The sequence below is a fragment of the Microcoleus sp. B3-A4 genome, assembly GCF_036705385.1.
Lineage (GTDB): Bacteria > Cyanobacteriota > Cyanobacteriia > Cyanobacteriales > Microcoleaceae > Microcoleus.
Genome location: NZ_JAUBUI010000065.1, coordinates 1 through 24,900 on the forward strand (window position 1 = coordinate 1; position 24,900 = coordinate 24,900).

Genomic DNA, 24,900 nt, shown 5'->3' on the forward strand with positions numbered 1-24,900 from the left:
GTGTTTTGACATTTTACATAATTCTTGCATAGGACTGTTGCAAGTATTTATACTCATTGCATAATTGAGATGCTCCCAAAAAAACTAACCGAGGGCAGTAACTAAATACAGGATTTATCCAGGCCCAGTATAAAGTAGGGCTGCATAAATCCTGTATAGGTGCAAATAAACCAACTACCGGGTTTAGGCGGTTGAGTGCAGCAATAAACTGTCTGCGAGTCAATACCCAGGCTTGAGCGGCCCCTACAAGATATTATTATTTTTTCCGGCCGATCGACTTAATTGATTTTTTATCAATTACCAATTAATTTTGACAATTGGGGGCGTGATGTTGTAGATGCCGAGGCCGGATTGTATTAATAATTCGATTGTTTGATTAATAATTTTCATAAATAGTCTTTCATGCCCAGCCATGTTCAATAATTATAATTACGTTGGTTGGGATGACTTCATTACTCAAACTCCTAAAATGCCGATCGCGCACAACAATTTTACTAATTTTACCATAAGCGTTCCACCCAACAGGGTCTCAATTGAGCGTCAAAACTGTGAATCACCACTTTTTCTGTAAGTGCCGCACAAAACTAGAATTCGAGAATCAAAAAAAATCATACGGCAAGAGCGATCGCAAGTTTTTAGAACACCCAAGAAACTTCCGGCGCTACATCCGCTGCAGGCATCGTGGGTTCCTTCTAAATGGGTCGGTGGTTTCTGCACTTGCAGCGGTGCATAAATCAATCAAATTTTTAAATGCTGTTAATATATCGCCGACAGTTCGTTGACTATCTTGACTCTTCCCTTAATCACAGAACGCAGCAGGCGGTTGATTGAATGTCTGTATTCCTCGTCGAGAGAGTCGTCCAAAACAGCGGCCATCAAGCCGTAGCGATCGGCTAAAGTCAAACAACCCGTCTCCGCAACAGAGGCAACCATTTCCGAAATCGCGCCGGGGATAAGTTGAACTACAAACATGAGATGTTCCCTGAATTCGATTCTTATATCATCTCTCGTTCTCCGAAAATTAATAGTGACGCTGGCCTAACACACAAAGTGATGTTTTGAGGCAAACTGTGTGACAGCGACCGTTGTAATTGTGTGACGATCTCGTTTTAAGTCTGCGATCGCACTCACAACCTTAATCTTAGATATTCCAATTTCCCCCTCTTGCGTCCTAAATCTAAAGATTTAGAGAGATTTTTCGGTTTTAGGGGTGTCTTTACCCATTACCGATGTATAAAACGCATGAGCTCTATGCGAAATATTCATAAAACTCAATCTTTTGTAAAAATAGCTACGAATATTTACAATCGTGGGCTTTACATTAGCTCATAACAAAGGTGCATCGAAACGCAGCGATCGACCGAATCATCGGTAGCAACTATAACCATAAATAGTTTGGCGACGTTCGAGCCAGCGCCCAGTCAAGCTCAAATGTACAGAAGACCAACCATGCTTAAAAGAAATTCGATCTAGTAACTAAATATACAGTTTTAAATTCATACAGTCACTAAGGTTAGCAGGAAACACACACTTTATGCTCCAAGTCAATACCTCCCCACAAGCCAGCAGCGAGGGTAAACCGATGACCCAAACAATAGAACCCAAAGCCCAAGCGAGCCTGAACAAGTTTGAAAAACTCAAAGCCGAAAAAGATGGCTTAGCATTAAAAGGCGAACTCGACCACTTCGCCGCAATCGGCTGGGAAGCAATGGACGAAACAGATCGCGAGCACCGCCTCAAATGGCTCGGCATTTTCTTTCGGCCAGTAACTCCCGGCAAATTCATGATGCGGCTGCGCTTGCCCAACGGCATCATTACTAGCAATCAAACCAGAACGCTAGCAGAAATCGTCCAACGCTACGGCGACGACGGCAGCGCCGACATCACCACCAGACAAAACCTGCAATTGCGCGGAATTCGCATCGAAGACGTACCCGACATCTTCCGCCGCCTCAAAGAAGCGGGCATGACCAGCATCCAGTCTGGCATGGACAACGTACGCAACATCACGGGTTCCCCAGTCGCGGGCTTGGACGCCGACGAACTGATAGATACGCGGGAACTGGCGAACCAAGTCCAAGACCTGATTACGAACAGCGGCGAAGGCAACCCCGCGTTTTCAAATTTGCCGAGAAAGTTTAATATTGCGATCGCAGGCTGCCGCGACAACTCAGTCCACGCAGAAATCAACGACATCGCCTTCGTACCCGCTTACAAAGATGGCAACATCGGCTTTAACGTTTTAGTCGGCGGCTTCTTCTCCGCCAAACGCTGCGAAGCTGCAATTCCTCTCAACGCATGGGCAAGTCCCAGCGACGTTGTAGATTTGTGCAAAGCAATTTTAACTGTGTTTCGCGATCGAGGCCCGAGAGCAAACCGCCAAAAATCGCGGCTGATGTGGCTGATTGACGAACTCGGAATCGAACAATTCCGAGCCGAAGTCGAACAAGAATTAGGTCGCCCTTTGCCCGCCGCCGCCCTCAAAGATGAAATCACCTGGGACAAACGCGACCACATCGGCATCTACCCCCAAAAACAATCAGGGCTCAACTATGTAGGGCTGCACGTTCCAGTCGGACGGCTGCAGGCATCGGATTTGTTCGATTTGGCCAGAATCGCGGAGGTTTACGGAAGCGGCGAACTCAGGCTCACTGTGGAAGAAAACGTGATTATTCCCAACGTTCCCGAGTCGCGGATTGAATCGCTGGTCAAAGAACCGCTGTTGCAGCATTTTTCTATCGAGCCCGCACCGCTGATGCGAGCCTTGGTTTCCTGCACCGGCGCCAAGTTTTGCAACTTCGGCCTCATCGAAACCAAAAGCCGCGCCGTGGCAATGATTGAGGAACTCGATGTCGAACTGTCACTTCCCAAACCAATCAGAATTCACTGGACAGGTTGCCCCAATTCCTGCGGTCAACCCCAAGTAGCAGACATTGGTTTGATGGGAACAAAAGTTCGCAAGAACGGCAAAACCCTCGAAGGTGTAGACATTTACATGGGAGGCACAGTTGGCAAAGACGCTCATTTGGGTGCTTGCGTCCAAAAAGGCATCGCTTGTGAAGACCTCAAACCGCTGCTGCATCAACTGTTAGTCGAGCAGTTTGGGGCAGTTCCCAAAGAGATTACAGGGGATGTAGCTGTGCTGCAGCGACAACTGCAATTGACGGTTGAGGAGGGCGAAGCGGCAGCCCAGGCACCCAAACCTCAGACATCTACTGTCATTTTCGCTCGATCGGGCAAAGAAGTTGCTTGCAGCGAAGATGAGTACATTCTCGACGTTGCCGAACGGGCAGGGGTCGAACTTGACAGCGATTGCCGAAAAGGAGTTTGTGGCACTTGCAAGCAGAAACTTGTAGAAGGTAATATTGCCGCCTACGACAGCCACCCCGAAGCGGCCGCCGGCTTAGAACCAGGGTTCATTTTAACTTGCAGCGCGCGGGCGATCGGCAGAGTGACGATCGACGCCTAATCTCATAATGTGAGATGCGATGCGAAGGTCGCGAATCAATCTTACATCTCACATTTCCACCATCTCAAAGTACAACAACAATTCAAGACAAATGAGCAACCTTTCCAGAAGAAAATTCATCATCACCGCCGGAGCAACAGCAGCCGGTACCCTCCTAGCTCACGGTTGCAGTTCCGGTCCCACCACATCTAGCGCAACTCCCAGCGGCGCCACACCCAGCGGCGCCCCAGCAGTCAACATCAACCCTGCCGACGCCCCAGAAGTTACCGCAGCCAAACTCGGATTCATCGCCCTCACCGACGCAGCACCGTTAATCATTGCCCAAGAAAAAGGGCTATTTGCCAAGTACGGCATGAAAGACGTACAAGTTACCAAACAAGCCTCTTGGCCAGTTACTCGCGACAACTTAGAACTCGGTTCCGACAAAGGTGGCATTGACGGGGCTCACATTTTATCCCCGATGCCTTACCACATGACATTAGGCACTATTACCAAAGGCAATCAGCCAGTGCCGATGAACCTTGTGGCGCGGTTAAATACTAACGGTCAGGCAATTTCGCTCAGCAAAAAATACCTAGATTTAAAAGTAGGTACAGACAGCGCACCCCTGAAAGCAGCTTTTGGCCAAAACCTTCCTGTTGCTATAACTTTTCCCGGTGGCACCCACGACTTGTGGATGCGCTACTGGCTAGCAGCCGGCGGTATTAATCCAGATACAGATGTTTCCGTGATTCCCATACCGCCGCCCCAAATGGTAGCGAACATGAAATCTGGCAGCATGGAAGCCTTTTGCGTCGGCGAACCTTGGAATGCTCAGCTAGTTACTCAAAAGGTAGGATACACCGCCTTAGTAACCGGAGAACTTTGGAAAGACCACCCAGAAAAAGCTTTAGCTTTAAGAGGAGATTGGGTTGAAAAAAACCCCAAAGCTGCTAAAGCAATTACAATGGCCGTACTGGAAGCCCAGCAGTGGTGCGACAAGGCAGAAAATCACGATGAGATGTGCCAAATAATCTCTCAAGATAAGTGGTTAAAAGTTCCAGTTGCAGATATTATCGGTCGCTCTAAAGGTCAAATTGACTACGGGACTGGCCGCATTGAAGCTGCCAGCCCAGTGGCTATGAAATTCTGGGCGGATAATGCTTCTTATCCCTACAAGAGTCACGATGCTTGGTTCTTAGCTGAAAATATTCGCTGGGGTTATATCCCGGCAACTACCGACATCAAAGCCACGGTTGATAAAGTTAACCGCGAAGATATTTGGAAAGCAGCAGCGACAGCACTTGGCGTTCCCGCAGCCCAAATTCCTGCTACGAGTTCTCGCGGTGTCGAAACCTTCTTTGACGGCGTGAAGTTTGACCCAGAAAAACCCGAAGAATATCTGAAGGGTCTGGCAATCAAAAAAGCATAATTAGTTTGTTGACTGTTGACAGTTGACAGTTGACAGTTGACACACCCCTAAAAGTTATGGGGTTGGGCGGAGTGAAACTGAGGGTTAGTTCCAGGGGCAAAACCTGCTGAACTCTGTTGAAAGTATCTACAAATAATCGATTATTCACAATACTGCAAAAAGAAAAATGGCAACAAACCTCGCTGTTACTAAAAGCAAAAATCCAGTAAATTTCGTTCTGGATCAGGTTCAAAAAAACCGCCGGAAAATCATCCGTCCGCTGGTAGCAATTACAGTTCTGCTCATAATCTGGCAAATCCTCTGCAACAGTCCAGAGTCGAGCTTGCCGGGGCCAATCAAAGCTGTCCAAGAAAGCTGGGAGCTGATTATCAATCCCTTCTACGACAAGGGCGGTACAGACAAAGGCTTGTTCTGGCAAATTTTGGCTAGCTTGCAGCGGGTGGCGATCGGCTTTACTTTGGCAGCAGTTCTCGGCATCAGTTTGGGAATCCTCATCGGCACAAACTCCTTAATGTTCGATGCTTTAGACCCGCTGTTTCAAGTATTCAGAACTATCCCGCCCCTGGCTTGGCTGCCGATCGCCCTGGCTGTATTTCAACAGTTTAATCCCTTTGAAGGCATGGGGATGAAAGCTAACGAAGTTTCAGCTCTTTTCGTAATCTTAATTACAGCAATTTGGCCGATTCTAATTAACACCACAGTAGGCGTTCAACAAATCCCCCAAGACTACAGAAACGTCGCCCGCGTCTTGCGCCTCCCCAACCAAAAATACTTCTGGAAAATCCTGCTTCCCTCTTCTGTTCCTTACATCTTCACTGGCTTGAGAATTGGGATCGGTTTGTCTTGGCTGGCGATCGTAGCTGCCGAAATGTTAGTCGGCGGCGTCGGCATCGGCTTCTTCATCTGGGACTCTTACAACAGTTCTCGACTCAGTGCAGTGATTCTAGCAGTGCTTTATGTAGGAATCGTCGGTTTAATTTTAGACAGAATCGTTGGTTTCATCGCTTCCAAAGTAGTTCCGGAAGAACAGAAATAGAATTTGGGCATCGGGCATCGGGCATCGGGCATCGGGCATGGCGAATGGGGAATGGGGAATGGTTGCCCCCTATAAACTGCTAGAAATTAGTTATAAATTAATGGCAAATGCCCAATGCCCAATGCCCAATGCCCAATGGCCAATGCCCAATTAATAATCAGCATCATACAAATTACAAACTAACCTAAAATTGCCATGTCAGTATTTGTTGAAGTAGACCACGTTGACCGCGTATTTAACTTGCCCAATGGAGAGCAATACATCGCTCTTAAAAATATCGAACTGAAAATTAAAAAAGGAGAATTCATCACCTTAATTGGGCACTCGGGCTGTGGCAAATCTACGCTGCTAAATATCATCGCCGGCCTCGACAAAGCAAGTCAGGGCGGGATTACTTTAGAAGGACGCGAAGTCCGCGATCCAGGCCCGGACAGAATGGTGGTGTTTCAAAATTACTCGCTGCTACCTTGGCTGACGGTGCGCGAAAATATTGCCCTAGCAGTAAATGAAATTTACAGCGGTAACTCTCAAGAAGATCGCGAGTTGGTGATCGAACACCACATTAAATTAGTCGGACTCGGACACGCCGCCGACAAACGCCCGGGCGAAATTTCTGGGGGGATGAAACAAAGAGTTGCGATCGCCCGCGCCCTGGCGATTCGCCCCAAATTGCTGCTGCTAGACGAACCCTTCGGCGCCCTCGATGCCTTAACTCGCGGCGGTTTGCAAGACCAGTTGATGAAAATTTGCGAGGAAAGCAAAGTCACCAGCGTGATGGTAACTCACGACGTGGACGAAGCTTTATTGCTGAGCGATCGCATTGTGATGCTCACCAACGGCCCGGAAGCGCAAATCGGGCAAATCCTCGAAGTGAACATTCCCCGCCCCCGCAAGCGCATGGAAGTTGTCAACCATCCGAGTTACTACGCGCTGCGTAACGAAATGGTTTACTTCCTCAACCAGCAAAAACGGGTCAAACAGCGCCGGGCCAAACAACAACCGCCTGTCATCGCCCGCAATGGCTTGGAAAAAATCAACCTCGATATCGGCTTTATTCCCCTCACCGACTGCGCCCCCTTAGTAGTAGCCAAAGAAAAAGGATTTTTCCAAGCGCACGGCTTGGAAGAAGTTACTCTCAGCCGCGAACCTAGCTGGAAAGCGATCGCTAAAGGAGTCGCCGAAGGACGGCTGGACGCGGCGCAAATGGTCGCAGGAATGCCGATCGGTATGCTGTTGGGGCTCGACGGTGAAGCCCCTGTGCCCATCTGTAGCGCCATGACGCTTTCTCGCAACGGCAATTCGATTGTTTTCAGCAAAGAGCTTTACAGACAAGGCATTCGGACATTAGAGGATTTCAAAGCTGCGATCGCCAAGACTCCGGATAAAGTTCACACCTTGGGCATGGTACACTCCGCCTCCATGCACAATCTGCTGTTCCGCTACTGGCTGGCTGCTGGTGGCATCGACCCCGACCTCGACGTGGGCTTGAACGTGATTCCTCCCCCGCAGATGGTATCGAATTTAAAAGCAGGCAACATTGACGGCTACTGTTCAGGCGACCCCTGGAACTCGCACGCAGTCAACAGCGGTACGGGTTTTGTCATGGCCCGTTCCCTGGATATTCTGCCCGGACACATCGAAAAAGTTCTCGGTGTTACCGAAGATTGGGCTCAAAAATATCCTCAAACCCACCTCGCCCTCGTCAAAGCGCTTTTGGAAGCCTGCGACTACTGCGACGACCGCCGCAACCGCGAAGAAGTTCTAGCATTGATTAGCCAAGAACAATACATCGGCGCCGATCCGAAAGACATCCGTCCGGGGTTCATCGATCCGTACAACTCCGGTACGGAGGCAGAACCAGAAATGCTCTACAACTTCAACCAGTTCTACGTTGACAAAACCAATTTTCCAGACCGCCTAGAAATGGTGTGGGTGATGGCGCAGATGGCTCGCTGGGGGCTGATCCCGTTCCCGAGAAACTGGGTGGAAGTCGTCGATCGAGTTTTGCGGCCCGATGTTTTCGGTCAAGCAGTGCGCGAATTGGGCTTGCCGGATATTGCCAGAGATCGCCGGACGATCGAGCTATTTGACGGCACTGTGTTTAATCTAGACGACCCGATCCAATATCTTCAGAATGTCAAAATTAAGCGCGCCGTCCGCATTGAAGAAATTTTAATTGAACAAATAGGCAGTCAGTGTTCCATCAAACTGCCAGCATAACCAGCAAATAGGAAGAGGGAATGAGGAGCAAGAAATCAGGAAACAAGACTCCACATTTTCCCCTTCCTAACTCCCTAATTTCAAATTCTCAATCCAAAGTTGTCATGTCTAATTCCCCGACCCAAAATCCAAATCCTGAAAGTATGCAAATTCTCACAACCCCCCAAACAACCCAAATTCAAACGCCCAAGCAAGGCTTTCTTACTATTAAAGACGTATCGAAAGTCTACGAAACTCCTAAAGGTCCTTACGTCGTTCTCGACGGTGTAAACCTGACTATTAATGAAGGCGAATTTATTTGTTTGATCGGTCACTCGGGCTGCGGCAAATCAACTTTGCTAAATATGATTGCGGGATTCAACGGGCCGACAAACGGAGAAGTTGCCCTGCAAGGTTCGCAGATTACTGAACCAGGCCCCGATCGCATGGTGGTATTTCAAAACTACTCGCTGCTACCGTGGCTGACTGCTACTGAAAACATTCACCTCGGCGTTGAAAATGTTTACCCGGAAAAGTCCGCAGACGAACACAATACGATCGTCCAGGAACACTTGGAATTAGTGGGGCTGACCGAAGCTTGTAACAAAAGACCGGGCCAATTGTCCGGGGGGATGAAACAGCGGGTTGCGATCGCCAGAGCTCTGGCAACTCGTCCCAAACTATTGATTTTGGACGAACCTTTCGGAGCTCTAGACCCGATTACCCGGGAAGAGTTGCAGGAAGAATTGCTGAAAATTTGGCGGAAGGAAAAAATTACCGTCATTATGATTACTCACGATATTGATGAGGCTTTGTTTTTGGCCGATCGCATCGTGATGATGACCAACGGGCCAGCAGCTTCCATCGGCGAAGATATGCACGTTCCGTTCAGCCGTCCCCGCAACCGGGCGCGGATTATGGAAGACCCGAAATACTACGAACTGCGTAACTTTGCTTTGGAGTTCCTGTTTTCTCGCTACGCGCACCACGAAGAGGGTGAAGCAACGGACTCGGAGACAGAAGCCGTCGCGCTACCGATGCCATTACCTGCTAGCAAAAAGCCTGCGCTTGCGGAGACTACTAACAGGCCGATCGCACCTGCACCTTTTGTCTCTCACGCAGCCGTTGCCCCAGAAGCTTCGCCGATCAAACGCGGCATCCTGGCAGCCTCGTGGTTCGTAGCAATGGTTACTTTAGCGGCCGTCAATATGTCTGCTATTTCCAGCCAGCTAAAGCAAGCGAAACTAGAAGAAACTGCACCGCAGGCGACGACTGCGGCGGCGGTTGTGAGTTCTCCCCCCAGCCCGCAAATTGCAGCAAGTTCGATCGCACCGACTGCTAGTCCTGCACCCATCGCTGCTTCCAGTCCTGCACCTATCGCTGCTGCTTCCAGTCCTGCACCCATCGCTGCTGCCAGCCCTGCAGCGAATGCCAGCCCTACACCCATCGCTGCTTCCAGTCCTGTACCCCTCGCTGCTACCGCTAACAGCGCGGGCGCGGCAAATGCAGCAACCAGTGCCACATCAGAGATTTCTGACAAAGCCGAACTCGATGCGATCGGAAAGCAGTTGTATGCACAAATCGACCAAACCTGGAGAACAACTCCGACATTTACCGAAAGCTTGACTTATCGGGTCAAAGTAAAACAAAACGGCGATATCCTACAGTTCGCTCCCACAAATAAAGCAGCTAAAGATTTCGTCAAAGAAACTCCTCTGCCTGTTTTGCAAACTCCTGCCGGTGCAGCAGTAGGCGCTGAAAAAACTGCTGAGTTCCAAGTAACTTTTAGCCCCACCAACGGTGGCGTATTTGAAGTAAAATCAGGGAAGTAGGCGACATAATAGTCCCGCACTAAATCTCACATTGCTATCAACAACTAGGTCAAAAGTAGTACCGACGCGCTGTTTGAACTCTGGAAAAATTCCTCCTAGCTCCCCCTAGCTGGGGGTGACAAGATGTAGGTGTGGAGTACCTCTATTAGAGAGGGAGTGAGGAGCAGCAAGCCACGGGCTAAAAGGGATATCAATCGCGAGTTTTAGTAAGAGAGCGGGTAATTTTAAATCAGGGTATTGTCCGTTTCTGGGAAGCATATATGCGGAAATTTAGTAATTATTCTCACGTTATTTGCAGGAGCCCTCAGTTCCGACTATAATAACGAATTACGAATTACCCATTAGCTTTCAAAAATTAGCATCTAAAATCACCAGATGGAAACTATAAAAACTCTTTGCCCATACTGCGGTGTAGGTTGCGGTCTAGAAGTTGTGTCCGACAAAAAACAAAGTTGGAAAGTGCGGGGCGATCGCAATCACCCATCGAGTCAGGGCATGGTTTGTATTAAGGGAGCAACCGTAGCAGAGTCCATTCGGAGCGATCGGCTACTGTATCCGATGATGCGAGATACTCTCGACCAACCGTTCCGCCGCGCTAGCTGGGACGAAGCTCTCGATGCAATTGTTAACCGCATCCAAACAATTCGCAGCACCAGCGGCCCCGATGCTGTGTGCGTTTACGGTTCGGGTCAATTCGCAACAGAAGATTATTATATTGCCCAGAAACTAATGAAAGGTTGTCTGGGTACTAATAATTTTGATGCTAATTCTCGCTTGTGTATGTCTTCAGCAGTCTCTGGATATGTTCAAAGCTTTGGCTCGGACGGGCCGCCTTGCTGTTACGACGATTTAGAATTAACAGATTGCGCTTTTATTATCGGCAGCAATACAGCGGAATGCCATCCGATTGTATTCAATCGATTAGCAAAATACCACAAAAAAAATCCCAATGTCAAGATGATTGTGGTAGATCCAAGGCGGACTCCGACTGCTGAAGCGGCGGATTTGCACTTAGCAATTAAACCGGGTACGGATATAGATTTGCTTAACGGAATTGCATACTTGCTGTTAGGCAGGCAAGCAATAGATTCTGAGTTTATTGAAGAATGCACGGCAAATTTTTCAGATTTTGCTGAGGTTATTAGCACTTACACGCCGGAGTTTGTAGCCTCGCGCTGCGGCATTACTGTCAGCGAGTTAGAAACGGCGGCAAACTACTGGGAACAGTCGCAGCGCGTTTTGTCGCTGTGGTCGATGGGAATCAACCAGTCGTCGGAAGGCACGGCAAAGGTGCGATCGCTGATTAATTTGCACTTGATGACCGGTCAAATCGGCAAACCGGGATGCGGCCCGTTTTCCCTCACCGGACAGCCAAACGCGATGGGAGGGCGGGAAGCGGGAGGACTGTCTCACTTGCTCCCAGGCTACCGATTTGTGAAAAATGCTGAACACAGAACCCAAGTCGAGGAGTTTTGGGGAATTGCACCGGGAAGCATTTCCCCGAATCCGGGCCGCACAGCTTGGGAGATGATTACCGGTTTGGAAAGTGGCGAAGTAGAGTTGCTGTGGATTGCAGCTACTAATCCGGTGGTGAGTATGCCGGATTTGGAACGTACTAAAGCCGCTTTGCTGCGATCGCCCTTTACTATTTATCAAGAAGCTTACTATCCAACTGAAACCTCGGCCTACGCTCACATCCTGCTGCCGGCAACGCAGTGGAGCGAAAAAACCGGAGTAATGACGAATTCCGAACGCCGCGTTACCTTTTGTCCCGGTTTCGACACTCCCTCCGGGGAAGCCCGCGACGACTGGAGCATTTTCGCCGAGGTGGGACGGCGGTTGGGTTTTGCCGAACACTTTGCTTTCGAGAACAGTGCGGAGGTTTTTACAGAGTACGCGCAGTTGACCCGGGGCCAGCCTTGCGACATGACCGGTCTGAGCCACGAATACATCCGCCAACAAGGCCCCCAGCAGTGGCCTTGCCGGGAAAACGAGCCTGTGCATCCAGCGAACGAAGCGAAACGGCTGTATACTGACAGGCGTTTTCACACTCCTGACGCGCGGGCGAGATTTTCGGCCTATCACTCCCGGGGACTGGCAGAACCTCCCGATCCGAATTATCCGTTTGTGTTGACGACAGGCAGAGTTTACGGACACTGGCACACGATGACGCGGACGGGTAGAACAGAAAAAATTAATCAATTGCACCCCGATCCGTTTTTGGAAATTCACCCCCGCGATGCTGCCAAATTGCAGATTAAGGAGGGGGATTTGCTGGAAGTTCGATCGCGCCGCGGCAAGGCGCAGTTTCCGGCAAAACTCACAAAGGCGATCGCCCCGGGTACGCTATTTGTACCGATGCACTGGGGTTCTCTGTGGGCCGAAGGTGCTGAAGCCAATGCCATGACTCATTCTGCAAGCTGTCCCGATTCCAAACAGCCCGAGTTAAAAGCTTGTGCAGTGCAGTTGGTGCTGGTTGGGGCAGAAACAGCAGCAGAAGTTGTCGCAGAAGTTGGGGAATTTAATTGGGCCCAATCCTCCCTCGCCGTCACTTCTTGAGCTGCCGTCCCACTACGGGATGTTACAACTCGCCGAAGAATGAGCGGGCAGCCCCGGGCTATAGACATGGGGAGGAACCGGGTTGATGTTCGGCGAGACGTTCGACAAGCGCTTAGTCAATCGCTCCGATCCGAACGATTTGAGATTTACTTCACAGATAGATGTGGGATTTTGAACAAGAGTCTAAAACGTGGAGCTCTCCAAGACAGGAGTCGGAGGCTTGTATCCGTTTTTCGGGTAACAACCTCTTTCGATCGAGAAATTTTGAGTCCAGACGCGCCCTACACATAAATCTTAAATCCCCAATCCCAGATCTAAAACCTAAAATCGTTATGCCATTAGGCAGCCTAAAAACTGCGTTTCCCCGGCAGAGCCCGGGAACAAGAAAAATTAAATTTATTTATTCTGAGTTGTTCCTTGTTGATTGGGGGTTTTTGCTTCCGCAGAATGCCTTCTGGCGAATAGCTTCTGCTTTCTTTTTAATTAATCGAGTCAGACAATTGCAGTTTGCACCTCAAGGTGCTATGATGTTTTTACAAGGCTTTATTTTCGGCAGTGCAGTTCGTTCGATCGGCGTTCCTCCGGATTTAAATCTCTACACCCTCTGATTCTGGAGAATGTTCAATGTCAATCTATGTCGGCAATTTATCCTACGAAGTAACGCAGGAGCACCTCAACCAAACTTTTGGAGAGTACGGAACAGTAAAGCGCGTTCAGTTGCCTGCTGACCGGGAAACAGGTCGGATGCGGGGTTTCGCTTTTGTAGAAATGTCTACAGAAGCCGAAGAAGCCGCAGCCATTGAGGCTCTTGACGGTGCTGAGTGGATGGGTCGCGACCTCAAAGTCAACAAAGCAAAACCCCGTGAAGAACGTGGTTCCAATTCTGGTGGTGGTAACTGGGGCAACAACGATCGCGGTGGCAATTCTCGTCGCTACTAAACCACCCGAGCTAAATTTTTAGCTATCTTGTATATTGCGTCGGAGCAAGCTGGAAGTCAACAATCATTCTCTGTTGAGAATAGATAGTTAGTTCAGTTGCCGCACCGCGCCTTAAAAGCCTCAAAATATTGCTAGACAATAGTTTGAGGTTTTTTTATGGCAAAAATTATTAATCAGGAGGTCGATCGCGCGCGATCGATTCCTCGCTGACACGAAAAACTAGAAAATATAACAGGCAGAGAGAGTCGCCTTCCCCAGTGCGCGCGTGGCGCAGTGAAACCAGGCAATCGCAGAGTTTGGTGCTTGCAAAGTGTACCGAACCATGACAAAATCATCAGGAATGATGACTAAATTACTTTTATGCTGAAAAAAATATTTAGGCAAATTTCCAAGTCAAGTAGTGATGAAAATTTTCTGCATTTTACAGAAAGTGTAGAAGTAATAATATCGAAAGTTTTATCACTGGCAATGATTTTGGTAATTATCGTCAGCGTTGCCGATTTGGTGATTTTTTTAACACAAGAATTGGTAAACCACACTGATAATTTCTTAAAAGACACGTTGTTTGTGATATTTGGGTTATTTTTAAATGTTTTAATTGCATTGGAAATATTGGAAAATATTACAGCTTATCTGAAAAAGCACGTAATTCAAGTAGAGCTAGTTATTGTAACTTCTTTGATAGCAGTATCTCGAAAAATCATCATTCTTGATCTGGAAAAGAAAACAGCAGCCGACTTGATTGGTTTGGCGATTGCAATTTTCGCGCTTTCCATCAGTTACTTGATAGTGCGGTCAACAAATAGAGGAAACGATAATAGTGGGCATTAGGAATTGGGAATGGGGAATTGTTAATAACTAATATGATGTCCGGTCCAGCGACCGGACATCATATTATTCCAATAAACCAGGAGGAGGCACAATTTCAATTCTGCCTTGTTCTAAGTCAACAACTGGCACAATCTCTTCCACAAAAGGAATCAAGATTTTTGTGGATTTAGGCTCTTTAACGCGAATTTTCCGTGGTTTGCGGGTATTTCTGGGGTCAGCGTTGGCTTTGGGAGTTTCCGGCTGTTTTGGCTTTTCTAATTCTGCGGCGACAGTTTCCGGCGGCGTTAGATTCGTTTCTACTTCTAAAAGGTCGTTACCTGCGGGAATAATATCACTTACCTTGCCTAAGATTTCCCCGGTTAGCTGGTTAAAAACTTCCATACCGATCAAATCTTGGACGTAAAACTCATCAGATTCAAGGTAAGGTCGATCGGTCTTTTCAACAAACAACTTACAGCCCCGCAGCGCCTCAGCACCATCGCGGTCTTCCACACCCTCTACCTCTACAGCATACAGCCCTTTGCCCGGGATGTAGCGACCGCCCAAAAACTCGATGGGTTCCGGTTCACTTTTGTTAGGGCGCAAAATCCACCGCTTCCCCGGTTCGATAAACCTTTCCGGGAAATCCGAATCGGGATAGACTCGCACTTCCCCGTCCAAACCTTGAGCTGCTACAATTTTACCGATTTCTATCCACTCAGACATAGATTATATCACTCAAATTGCTAGTAATTGATAGTGGGAGCTTGGCATTGGGAATAGGGAATTCGCCATTGGGAATAGGGAATAGGGAATTGGCAACTGAAAAATGTTGAATTATTTTTATTCCTTCTTCCCTCTTTTCTCTTCCTTCTTCCTTCTTCCCTCTTCCTTCTTCCTTCTTCCTTCTTTACACCAATCCAGTTCTCAGCGCTACAACTGCTGCTTGCACGCGGTCATCCACTGCCAACTTATTCATAATACCGCGAACGTGAGTTTTAATAGTATTTGGGCTCAAGTAAAGCGCCGCTGCTATCTCGGGATTGCTGTTACCTTCCACCATTAATTTTAACACCTCCAATTCCCGCTGTGACAACTGACCAAAAGTAGTTGTAGAGGCAGGTACCGGGGGTTTTAGGTGTTCGATGACAGTCCGGGCAATTTGGGGGTCAAGATATGTAGCGCCCTCTGCTGCGGCGGCAATCGCTGCTAACAGCCTGTCTACGGAAGCACCTTTAATGCAATAAGCATCAGCACCGCTAGAAAGGGCAGCAATAATTTCAGTTTCTGCCGTGTGAGAAGTTAACATTACTACTCGAACTTCTGGCAGTTGTGCTTTAATTTGCTGCGTCGCTGCTATGCCGTCCAGCCGTGGCAAACCGATATCCATTACAATAATATCAGGTTTGAGTTTCAGTGCTGCTGCTACGCCTAAATAGCCGTCTTCTGCTTGTCCTACTATTTCTATTTCTGGGGAATCGGCTAAAACTTGCTCTAATCCCAGTTGCATCATCGGGTCATCTTCAACAATTAAAATTCTCATCATACGAGGGAAGAAGGAAGAAGGAACAAGGAAGAAGGAATATTACTTAGTTGTTAATATTTTACATGAACTTCTACCGAACCAATAACAAATAACCAATGACTAATGACTAATGACTAATAACTAACTTTTAAAACTTCAACGAATTCGCCGGGCCCAATCCAGGTTTCCGATGCGGGCAAAACTGCTAAACCACTCGTATTTGCGAGGTTAATTAAATTCGCTGAATTTTGGCTGCCGCTAGCAGGTTCAAATTCCCAGACTCCGGCAACTAAATGCAGTTTACCCCAAACATAAGTTTCGCGCCGGCCCTGCGATCGCAATTCAGCATGACACCGAACCCGCACAAACTCCGGCCCCCAAGCATCCGGGCCCAGCCCAGACATCTTTCTCAAAGCAGGCACAACAAACCGCCAACAGCAGACTAAAGCCGAAACCGGATTTCCCGGCAAACCAAAATAGAGACAATCCGAACTCAAACTCGGCGAATCATCATTTCTTTCACCTCTTTTAAACTCAGCAACCGTTAAAGGTTTCCCCGGCTTAATCGCCACAGAACTAATGTGAACTTTCCCTCCCAAATCTGCCAAGATTTTCTCGACATAATCGTAGTCTCCTACCGATACGCCCCCCGTGGAAAGCACCACATCCGCCGTCGCCACAGCCCGGGATACCGCCTTATTTAACGCATCTTCATTATCAGGAACAATCCCCAATCGAATCGGTTCAAATCCCATTTGGGCCAACAAAACTGTCAAAGCATACTGATTCGAGTCTACCAGTTTCCCCGGTGCCAAAGGTTCGTCAGGCGATACCAATTCGTCACCAGTAGAAAAAATTGCCACCCGCAGCCGCCGATAAACGGGAACTTGAATGCACTGTGCAGTTGCTAACACCGCCATTTCTGGGGCATTGATAACTGTACCGGGAGTTAGCAAAGTTGTTCCTGCTTGATAAAAAGCGCCTTTGTGCCGGACAAATGCTTGGGGTTTTTCAGGAGAAACTAAGATAAAAATGCGATCGCCCTCTCGCCTCGTTTCTTCCTGCATTACCACCGTATCAGCACCCGCTGGCATCATAGCACCCGTAAAAATTCGCGCCGCTTGCCCCGATTGGACGGTATTTTGAGGCTGATATCCGGCTGGAATCTCTTCAACTACTTCGAGTACCGCTGGTTTTTCGGCGCTACAGTTTTCCACATCAGCAAACCGCACCGCGTACCCATCCATTGCTGAATTATCCCAATAAGGAAAATCGAGAGAACCAGTGACAGGTGCCGCCAAAATGCGCCCCGATGCTGCCAGCAAGTCTACAGTTTCTACATCCCGCTGACTGTCGAGGGGTTGCGCCAAATTTAGAACGATCGATTCTGCTTCTTTCACTGACAGCATGACTGTCTCCTTGTTTTGATAACACTCCTGATTAAGTTTAGCAAAATCTCCAGAGATATTGGTGATATAATTTTTTTGTATTTTGACAATCCACCTAATTTTTGGTATTAATTGCTTATGACTATTAGTCACTCTGTTTTTATACTAAATTTTGTATCTTTATTAGTGGTGGCGCTGCTAATAAAGATAACTCAAATTTCCGGATTAAAAGTCAGCGATTTATTTTTTCAACCTTATTTTTCTCCCAATCCCAATGTCGCCTTGTTAACTCGAACATTCCAAATTTTATGTTCTGTACCCGTCATTGTTTGTACTTTCACCTATGGATTAGCTAAAACTCTTCAACCGCGCAATCCCGAAAATCGATTTATTTTATTTTCCGCCCTTTTAACAGGTGGATTTCTACTGAATCAAATTTACAGAATTCATATATATATGATAGCCGTAGGAATTCCCAAGCTAGGGGTAAGTCTTTTGTACGCCCTTGTTTTGTTCTCCTACGGATGGTTTTTTCGGCGAGAACTACAGTTAACTCCCTACCAAATATTATTAACTGGTTTGGGTTTGTTGTTTTTGGCGATCTGCGTGGATTCCCTGCATTTAAAAAACAAAATATTTTCCAGCTTACTAGAGGGAGTACCTAAATTGTTTAGCGAAATCAATATTGCGTTTTATTATTGGTATGTCTGTAAGTGTTTCCTCCTAAAAGCTTTTTATAAAAATCTTGAGAGTTAGTTATAAGTAGATGATATAATGGTATCACCAGTACCTCCCCAAAACTACCCCTCAAATCCTCCTTCCTCCATCAATAATACTTACAGCATCTGCATCGCTCGGCATTTATCCGCATTCATATACATTATGTGGCTTAAAAATTCCAACCCATCTTGATAAAATACCATGATAGCAGTTACCATCAACTTCAACTCGATAGTTAAACTAACCGACGACCAATTTTATCAACTGTGCCGCGAAAACCCCGATGTCAAATTTGAACGCAACGCCAAAGGAGAAATAATCGTCATGCCACCCACAGGAGGAGAAACCGGAAATTACAATTTTGAAATAGCTACTGATTTTGGAATTTGGAACAGACAAACTAAACTGGGAATTTGTTTCGATTCTTCCACTTGCTTTAAACTGCCAAGCGGTGCAAACCGTTCTCCCGATGTCTCTTGGATTGAAAAATCAAGATGGGAGGCACTAACTCCCGAACAAAAACAAAAATTTCCCCCGATTGCCCCGGATTTTGTCTTAGAGTTAATGTCGCCCACCGACAGTTTAAAAGATACTCAAGACAAAATGCAAGAATACATGAATAACCAAGTAAAATTAGGCTGGTTAATCAACCGCAAAACGCGCCGAGTCGAAATCTATCGCCAAGGACAAGAAATAGAAGTTTTGGAATCTCCAACAGAACTTTCAGGAGAAGATGTTTTGCCCGGTTTCGTGCTAAACTTGGAAACACTGTGGCAATAACTAGACATCTTGCATCTATCAGCGTTTATTTGCGTTCATCTGCGGTTAAAAAAAATCTAATGGAAACCAATACAGAAACCACTGGCTTAACAGCGGAACAACACAAACAGAAAATGCAGCGCCGCCAAGAAGTACAGGCGCAGCGAATCGCTAACTCCTCAAAAGAAAAAGGTTTAATTATAGTCAATACCGGTAACGGGAAAGGCAAAACTACAGCCGCTTTGGGAATGGTTGTGCGATCGCTCGGTCACGGATACCGCGTCGCCATAGTACAATTTATCAAAGGGGCGTGGGAACCCGCAGAGAAAGCCGTTTTTCAACTCTGGGAAAAACAGCTAGAATTCCACGCAATGGGGGAAGGCTTTACCTGGGACACGCAAAACCGCGAGCGAGATATCGAAACAGCTCAAAAAGCCTGGGAAAAATCCCTAACTTTCATCTGCAATCCCGAATTTAAATTAGTTCTTCTAGATGAAGTCAATATAGCCTTAAAACTAGGTTATTTGCAAGTCGAGCAAGTGCTTTCCGGGTTAGAACAAAAACCCGAAGAAACCCACATTATTTTAACAGGCAGAGGCGCCCCGCCAGCGCTAATCGAACGGGCAGACTTGGTGACAGAAATGACTTTAGTTAAGCATCCATTCCGAGAACAAGGGATTAAAGCTCAACCAGGCATTGAGTATTAATGTTGTTGGTAGTCAAGACTTTTGCGCCCCTCTAAAACTTAAAAAAGAGCTATGCTGGCAACGTTAAAGTAAAAGTTGACCCCTTGCCAAACTCGCTACTCACAGTAATTTCTCCCCCCAGCATCTGAGAGTATTTCTGCGCTATTGCCAAGCCCAAACCCGTACCTCCGTACTTGCGGGTAGTCGAAGCATCAGCTTGCGTAAAAGGTTGAAATAACTTTTGTAGCTGTTCAGGAGTAATCCCAATCCCCGTATCAGTACACTTAATAATTAACTGTTCCGAATCCCAACTATTCTCGTCATTTTTAATTCTTTCAACGCTGAGTGTAACTGTTCCTTTATGAGTAAACTTAGCTGCATTACTGAGCAAATTAAACAAAATTTGAGTAAACTTAGTTTGATCGGAATACAATTCCCCAATATTATTAGGACACTCCACATTCAGGCGATTAGTGTTTCGCAAAAATAGCGGTTCAACAGTTCTGGCTACATCTTGAACTGCCTCCGACACGTCAAAACTTTCTAATTCAAGTTCCGCGTGACCAGCTTCAATCTTCGACAAGTCCAGAATATCATTAATTAAGGAAAGTAAAAGCTGGCCTGAATTGTGAATTCTCTCCAAATCCGATACAAAATTTTCTTCGCCCAAATCTAAAGCCTCTTCTTGCAGAATCTCGCTGTAACCGATAATCGCATTCAGAGGAGTTCGCAGTTCGTGGCTCATGTTAGCCAAAAACTGACTTTTAGCCAAACTAGCTGCTTCTGCGGCTTCCTTTGCCTTGTAGAGTTCTGCCTCAGCTTGCAAGCGGTCGGTCACGTCGTGAGCCAGCACTAATTCAGCATTTCTGCTATCAAATACCAGAGCATACGAAGTAATTTCTACATCAATAATTGTTCCGTCTTTTTTCTGGTGCTGCCACACACCTGCAAACTCAATACCGACATCTACTTGGGAGATATTTTCTAGCAATCTCGGCAGCTCTTGGGGGGGACGAATGTCCGCAACGGTCATGTTGAGAAATTCGTCGCGAGTGTAGCCGTAGTGTTGGACAGCAGCCTGATTGACGGCTATAAATTGCAGAGTTTCTAAATCGTAAACCCACATCGGATGGGGGTTATTTTTAAACAAAAGTCTGTAGCGTTCTTCCGAGGCTCGCAGTTCGGCTTCGGCTTGTTTGCGCTCGGTAATGTCGCGGACAACAGTGCAAATAATCTCGCGGCCGCCGTAGGAAATCACGCTCCCGCTCACTTCTACATCCACGCAGGAACCGTCTCGGCGACGGTAGAGAACTTCGCCAATTCTGAATTGTTTGTCCGTCAGCAGCAACTCGATATTGTTGTCAATTAGGTCTTTAGAGTAAGCGATGATATCGTAAATAGTCAGTTGCGAAATCGCATCAAGACTGTAATCGAGCAAGTCTCTAAACGCTGTATTGGCTTCCAAAAGGCGTTTGGTTTGAGCGTCCCATAGGAAAATACAATCTGTAGCTTGCTCGACTACGGCTCGGTAGCGGGCTTTTTCCTCAAGTTGTTCGCTTTCGGCTTGGGCGATCGCACTCAACATTCCGTTGATAGTATGGGCAAGGTCTGACAACTCATCTTCACCCGTCACCGGCAGTCGCACCGAGAGGTCTTGGCTGCTGCTGACGTGGTTGACTGCTTTCGCCAAACCGCTCAACCGAGACAGCACCAGACGCTCTAGCAGCAGCAGAGTGCAGCCGACCAACCCAACTCCCGCTAACGCTACAGACCCCAGCAGGTACAGCAAACTGATCTGACCTTGCCGATATATTTCTCTGGGGATATCCACCCGCAATAGCAGCGCAGGTTTGTTGTAAATATCGCGGAGCAGGGCGTAACCCGCGATCGACTCTTCGCTTAAACGACGCACCAAAATCGGCTTTTTTTCCGACAGTTTCTCCCGCGCTTTCTGAAAGTCAGCAGGCAACCCAGGCTCATTAACGCTGTGTACGATTAGCGGCAAGCGAGTAATTTTAGAAAGCTTCGCAATGCCGGCAGCATCTAAATTGCGCCCGAATATCAGCGTACCTCGGATCGGGCCGGTGCTTTTAGTCCTGACAATTGGCCGGGAAGTAATCAGTATCGGCCCTGACGGTAACAGCAGGATACCAGCGAGGCTGCTTTTGGGGTTGGGGTGCTGCAACAGCGGGTCACGGAGAGAAATGCGCCGTTTTAATGCTTCTGGAACAGGCGTTAGTTTCAGCTTTTCGCTGTCAAAACCCGTACCGTGAACTATTTTGCCAGAAGTATTGACAAATACGGCTATATTAACTCTCAAATTAGCCAGCGCTGGTGGAACTAAATTAGACGCAATGAATCCTGAGTTGCGGTTTTGAATGAAAGCGTAGGCGTCGTCCCAGGCCGACCAGTCGGCAAAACGCGAGTTGAAGTCGTCTGCGGTTTGCCCGAACACGCTGAGCACTCCCTTGACAACCTGTGTGGCTTCTTGTTCCTCTGCTTTGATCAGGCTGCCCAAGAGGATTCTTGAGGAGGCGGCATACAGAATGCCAGTCAATCCAGCGATGGTAATGCCAACGATCGATAGTGTTTTCCGACGCAGTTTCATCTTGCCATGTGTTTGGTGTCCGTCCGAAATTCTAAACTCAGGAGCAATTTTACTGCTGTTTCCTGAACCCTGAGCGAAAGCAATTTGGTCCGGGGGCCCCCGATGTATCAGTGGGGTTGCTTTCTTCAATTCTAAAATCTAAAATCTAAAATCTAAAATCTAAAATCGATTGACTTGTGGCGCAGCGCGAGTTTCCTACTTTTCCCACACCTGCTGTTTGTGAGATTCTTTGCAAGTACCCAAGATGCGCCGATCGTTCTGGCTGATGGTGGAAATTGGGTAATACTGTTCCAGGTTTACCGAGTAGGGAGAGCGACTGCCGTCGTAACTGTCCACTACTGTTAAATTTAACTGAGTTCGATCGCTTGTGCCGTAAAAACAGTAAAAAGCAGACCGAGGCAGGTAAAAAGCGCCGACTACCTTACTCTGCCGCATTTCAAATACAAAATATTCTTGTTTAAGTTCCTCTGGCTTGCTCGACTGACCGTAGAGGTAAATGCCATCTGCTAAACCTGTGCTAGCTGTATCTGGCGCAGGATTTGGGGGAGATTGCGAGGTTAAAACGCCGGATTTGATGTCCGAGTCCTGTGCGCGGCGTGCGGGGAATGCGATGCTCAAGTTACCGGGCGAGAGAGCAAGCACGATCGCGATCGCTTCTAAACTTCCTGTCAATATCAAATAAGTCAAAACCACTCCAGACCCCAAAATTTAAAATAGCTGGTTCCAAGCGCCTCTTGTACCAGTTTCAAAAAGCTCGTAGAGAAACCGGGTATCTGGCTTAATGTTGGCTATTAACTTGAAGCAACGATCGCCCGCCCGGTTCCTGAACTTAAATGTAAGATTAGTTTTGACAAATTTTGCGTCCGCCCCGATCGGGCGATCGACCCGTCAAATAATACCATTTTAGATTTTAAATTTTATAGTCCTGGACGCATATACTACGATTTTCTGTCCGAAGACAACGTAGTGAAGCAATCTCAAAACCTTGATTTAAGCTCGATAGTGCGTAAGTCCTGTTTTAGATTAAAGAATGGAATAATTGGGAATGACCTATTGCCTCTAATTGTGTGAATCACCGACTTACAGTTACATTCTTTTTTCAAACTGGTATAGACGTAAAAAAAGTTGAGATTTCCCACAATCTCAACTTTTTTAGTGACTAACTAGCCAAGTATTCTCGGACTTGAGATTGGCGGCGGCGCAGGTGGGCGAGGGCTTGATGTTCTAGCTGCCGCACCCGTTCCCGGCTGAGATTGAGGCGTTCTCCCACTTTCGCCAGAGACATTTCTGTGCCGTCTTCCAAACCGAAGCGCAGAATTATCACATCTCGCTGCTGGGGGGTCAGTTCTGATATCAAAGTATCGAGGTCTTGCCGCAGCAATTCCGAGGTAATGTAGTTGTCGGGAGATGCAGTTTCGTCTTCTAAGAGTTCTTGCAGTTCGGTATCTTGGTTGTCTCCTACCCGCAAGTCCAAAGAAACTGGATGTCTTGCCATCAGCAGGTATTCCCGAATTTGGGAAGGGTGCAGTTCCAAGGCCGCGGCAATTTCTCCGGGGGAGGGAGACCGGCCCAACTGCTGGGTAAGTTCCCGCTGCACTTTTTTGATTTTGTTGAGTTTTTCGGTGATGTGAATTGGCAATCGAATTGTGCGGGCGTGTTGGGCGATCGCGCGGGTAATTGCTTGCCGAATCCACCAGTAGGCATAGGTAGAAAATTTGTATCCCCGCATCGGGTCAAATTTTTCAACTCCTCGTTCTAAACCGAGGGTGCCTTCTTGGATTAAATCCAAGAATTCCATATTGCGTTTCTGGTATTTTTTGGCGATCGCGACTACTAGCCGCAAATTCGCTTCAATCATCTTTTGCTTGGCGCGCCGCCCTATGTGTAAGATCCGGCTAAGTTCGGGTTCGGTCAACTCCATTTCGGCAGCCCACTCTTGATCCGTCAGATCCCGCTGCCATTCTTTAGCAAGTGCTTGTTTTGCTTCGATTAATTTCATCATTTGCTGCACCTGCTTCCCGAAAACAATTTCTTCTTCTCGGGTTAGCAGAGGTACGCGACCGATCTCGTGCAGATAGGTACGAACCGTATCCGTTGAGGAGTATGGCCGGCTGCCCATGCGATCGGCTTTCACTGTTTTGTTTTTGGGGGTTATGGTGGACATGGGTGAGTATTGCACTCCTTGTAACAACAGATAAAAAGTTGGTGATACCCTGTCCCACTTTTGCAAGTGGGATAAAGACTGCGACAAAGGGGATGTTTCCCCTCCTGTTTATCGGTGACGATCGGTAGAAGCTTTTTGTTTGGGATTACTTTTGTGCTGAATTTTTCAGTAATCCCCGTCGATTTCCGGTAGCTCTCTAGCTTTAACGGCTAGTTCAAGGCGAAGTGGAGCAAGAGTTTAGTTTTCTCAATATTATTCCCAATTTTGAGGATCGTAAAGGGTAAAAACCTCTGTCTTAAGGTCAAGATTCTACATTTTTCCTTAAGGTTTTGAATTCCCTGTTAGTTCTAACTGCTACTCAACTTCACAATACTCATGCAAACAGACTCATGCAATTCGAGGGCTTTGTTTTGCTCTCTGTTCCATCATCGCTTGAAATTTTCTCGCTGCCTAGATGCTGGGATGCGAGATAACCGAACTCGATCGCCGTATTAGAGGCGAGTAACTGTTTAAAATATTTATTGACATTTTTATTTAAATATGTTAATCCAATTCGCCTACGAGTAACGACAAGGTGTATAAAGGCTGGCTGTTGCCCTGTTTGACTTTCATTGTGCTGCGAGGCTCCATCATCTCCATGTTTAAGCTTAGGCAAATTTTGGGCAGTTAGGGATGAGGGGTGAGGGGGTGAAAGGGTAAAAGCTTCTGACTGAAAGCTGGGGCCTAATTTTTTTGACGTTCGATCGTAATTTCTAATTAAAGAGATTTTAAGGGCGATTCCCTACGGGATAGCTA

19 protein-coding genes are annotated in these 24,900 nt (G+C 47.2%); 12 read left to right on the top strand and 7 right to left on the bottom strand.

The features are described from left to right. Positions 1-756 precede the first annotated feature (756 nt). Complete coding sequence (locus tag QUB33_RS21700; RefSeq protein ID WP_190662664.1) at positions 757-972, bottom strand: hypothetical protein; 216 nt, start codon at positions 970-972, stop codon at positions 757-759. Between the two features lie 610 nt (positions 973-1,582). Here QUB33_RS21700 and QUB33_RS21705 point away from each other — a divergent pair. The 9 genes from QUB33_RS21705 (at position 1,583) to QUB33_RS21750 (ending at position 14,276) form a co-directional block, all read left to right on the top strand. Further along, entirely contained in the window at positions 1,583-3,469 is a 1,887-nt protein-coding gene (locus tag QUB33_RS21705) for a ferredoxin--nitrite reductase (RefSeq protein WP_445299546.1), read from the top strand. Positions 3,470-3,560: 91 nt separating this feature from the next. After that, the gene (locus QUB33_RS21715; RefSeq protein ID WP_333354064.1) at positions 3,561-4,880 is read left to right on the top strand and encodes a CmpA/NrtA family ABC transporter substrate-binding protein; all 1,320 of its coding nucleotides are present in this window, start codon (positions 3,561-3,563) and stop codon (positions 4,878-4,880) included. Between the two features lie 166 nt (positions 4,881-5,046). Beyond that, on the top strand, positions 5,047-5,916 hold the full coding sequence (gene ntrB / locus QUB33_RS21720; protein WP_333354067.1) for a nitrate ABC transporter permease: 870 nt from the start codon (positions 5,047-5,049) through the stop codon (positions 5,914-5,916). A 195-nt stretch (positions 5,917-6,111) separates the two neighbouring features. Beyond that, positions 6,112-8,136, top strand: coding sequence for a nitrate ABC transporter ATP-binding protein (locus QUB33_RS21725; protein WP_333354070.1), 2,025 nt, complete (start codon positions 6,112-6,114; stop codon positions 8,134-8,136). A 104-nt stretch (positions 8,137-8,240) separates the two neighbouring features. Next, positions 8,241-9,947, top strand: a complete 1,707-nt coding sequence (locus tag QUB33_RS21730; RefSeq protein WP_333354075.1) for a nitrate ABC transporter ATP-binding protein — start codon at positions 8,241-8,243, stop codon at positions 9,945-9,947. 375 nt (positions 9,948-10,322) lie between these two features. Next, entirely contained in the window at positions 10,323-12,506 is a 2,184-nt protein-coding gene (locus QUB33_RS21735) for a nitrate reductase (RefSeq protein WP_333354077.1), read from the top strand. 161 nt (positions 12,507-12,667) lie between these two features. Continuing rightward, entirely contained in the window at positions 12,668-13,114 is a 447-nt protein-coding gene (locus QUB33_RS21740) for a hypothetical protein (protein WP_333354081.1), read from the top strand. Positions 13,115-13,130: 16 nt separating this feature from the next. Next, positions 13,131-13,445, top strand: coding sequence for an RNA-binding protein (locus tag QUB33_RS21745; RefSeq protein WP_333143949.1), 315 nt, complete (start codon positions 13,131-13,133; stop codon positions 13,443-13,445). 360 nt (positions 13,446-13,805) lie between these two features. Beyond that, positions 13,806-14,276 carry a phosphate-starvation-inducible PsiE family protein gene (locus tag QUB33_RS21750; RefSeq protein WP_333354084.1) on the top strand — a complete coding sequence of 157 codons (471 nt, stop codon included), beginning with the start codon at positions 13,806-13,808 and terminating at the stop codon, positions 14,274-14,276. A gap of 63 nt (positions 14,277-14,339) precedes the next feature. On the opposite strand, the gene rimM is transcribed toward QUB33_RS21750, so the two are convergent. The 3 genes from rimM to QUB33_RS21765 all read right to left on the bottom strand — a co-directional run bounded on the left by rimM (position 14,340) and on the right by QUB33_RS21765 (position 17,189). Continuing rightward, on the bottom strand, positions 14,340-14,981 hold the full coding sequence (rimM, locus tag QUB33_RS21755; protein ID WP_333160172.1) for a ribosome maturation factor RimM: 642 nt from the start codon (positions 14,979-14,981) through the stop codon (positions 14,340-14,342). A gap of 184 nt (positions 14,982-15,165) precedes the next feature. Next, positions 15,166-15,798, bottom strand: a complete 633-nt coding sequence (locus QUB33_RS21760) for a response regulator transcription factor (RefSeq protein WP_332948633.1) — start codon at positions 15,796-15,798, stop codon at positions 15,166-15,168. A gap of 116 nt (positions 15,799-15,914) precedes the next feature. Beyond that, entirely contained in the window at positions 15,915-17,189 is a 1,275-nt protein-coding gene (locus QUB33_RS21765; protein WP_333354087.1) for a molybdopterin-binding protein, read from the bottom strand. A gap of 117 nt (positions 17,190-17,306) precedes the next feature. On the opposite strand from QUB33_RS21765, the gene QUB33_RS21770 reads away from it, so the two are divergent. From QUB33_RS21770 to cobO, 3 genes are all read left to right on the top strand, one after another. Continuing rightward, positions 17,307-17,924: a hypothetical protein gene (locus tag QUB33_RS21770; protein ID WP_333354090.1), complete on the top strand. Its 618-nt coding sequence runs from the start codon at positions 17,307-17,309 to the stop codon at positions 17,922-17,924. A gap of 165 nt (positions 17,925-18,089) precedes the next feature. Beyond that, positions 18,090-18,668, top strand: a complete 579-nt coding sequence (locus tag QUB33_RS21775; protein WP_333354093.1) for a Uma2 family endonuclease — start codon at positions 18,090-18,092, stop codon at positions 18,666-18,668. Positions 18,669-18,727: 59 nt separating this feature from the next. Continuing rightward, the gene (cobO, locus tag QUB33_RS21780; RefSeq protein WP_333354094.1) at positions 18,728-19,354 is read left to right on the top strand and encodes a cob(I)yrinic acid a,c-diamide adenosyltransferase; all 627 of its coding nucleotides are present in this window, start codon (positions 18,728-18,730) and stop codon (positions 19,352-19,354) included. Positions 19,355-19,403: 49 nt separating this feature from the next. On the opposite strand, the gene QUB33_RS21785 is transcribed toward cobO, so the two are convergent. The 3 genes from QUB33_RS21785 to QUB33_RS21795 all read right to left on the bottom strand — a co-directional run bounded on the left by QUB33_RS21785 (position 19,404) and on the right by QUB33_RS21795 (position 24,105). Beyond that, positions 19,404-21,941: a CHASE4 domain-containing protein gene (locus tag QUB33_RS21785; protein ID WP_333354097.1), complete on the bottom strand. Its 2,538-nt coding sequence runs from the start codon at positions 21,939-21,941 to the stop codon at positions 19,404-19,406. Positions 21,942-22,136: 195 nt separating this feature from the next. Next, a complete protein-coding gene (locus tag QUB33_RS21790) occupies positions 22,137-22,634 on the bottom strand; it encodes a hypothetical protein (protein WP_333354100.1) in 498 nt (165 codons plus the stop codon). A 466-nt stretch (positions 22,635-23,100) separates the two neighbouring features. After that, a complete protein-coding gene (locus QUB33_RS21795; protein ID WP_190662649.1) occupies positions 23,101-24,105 on the bottom strand; it encodes an RNA polymerase sigma factor, RpoD/SigA family in 1,005 nt (334 codons plus the stop codon). Positions 24,106-24,900 lie beyond the last annotated feature (795 nt).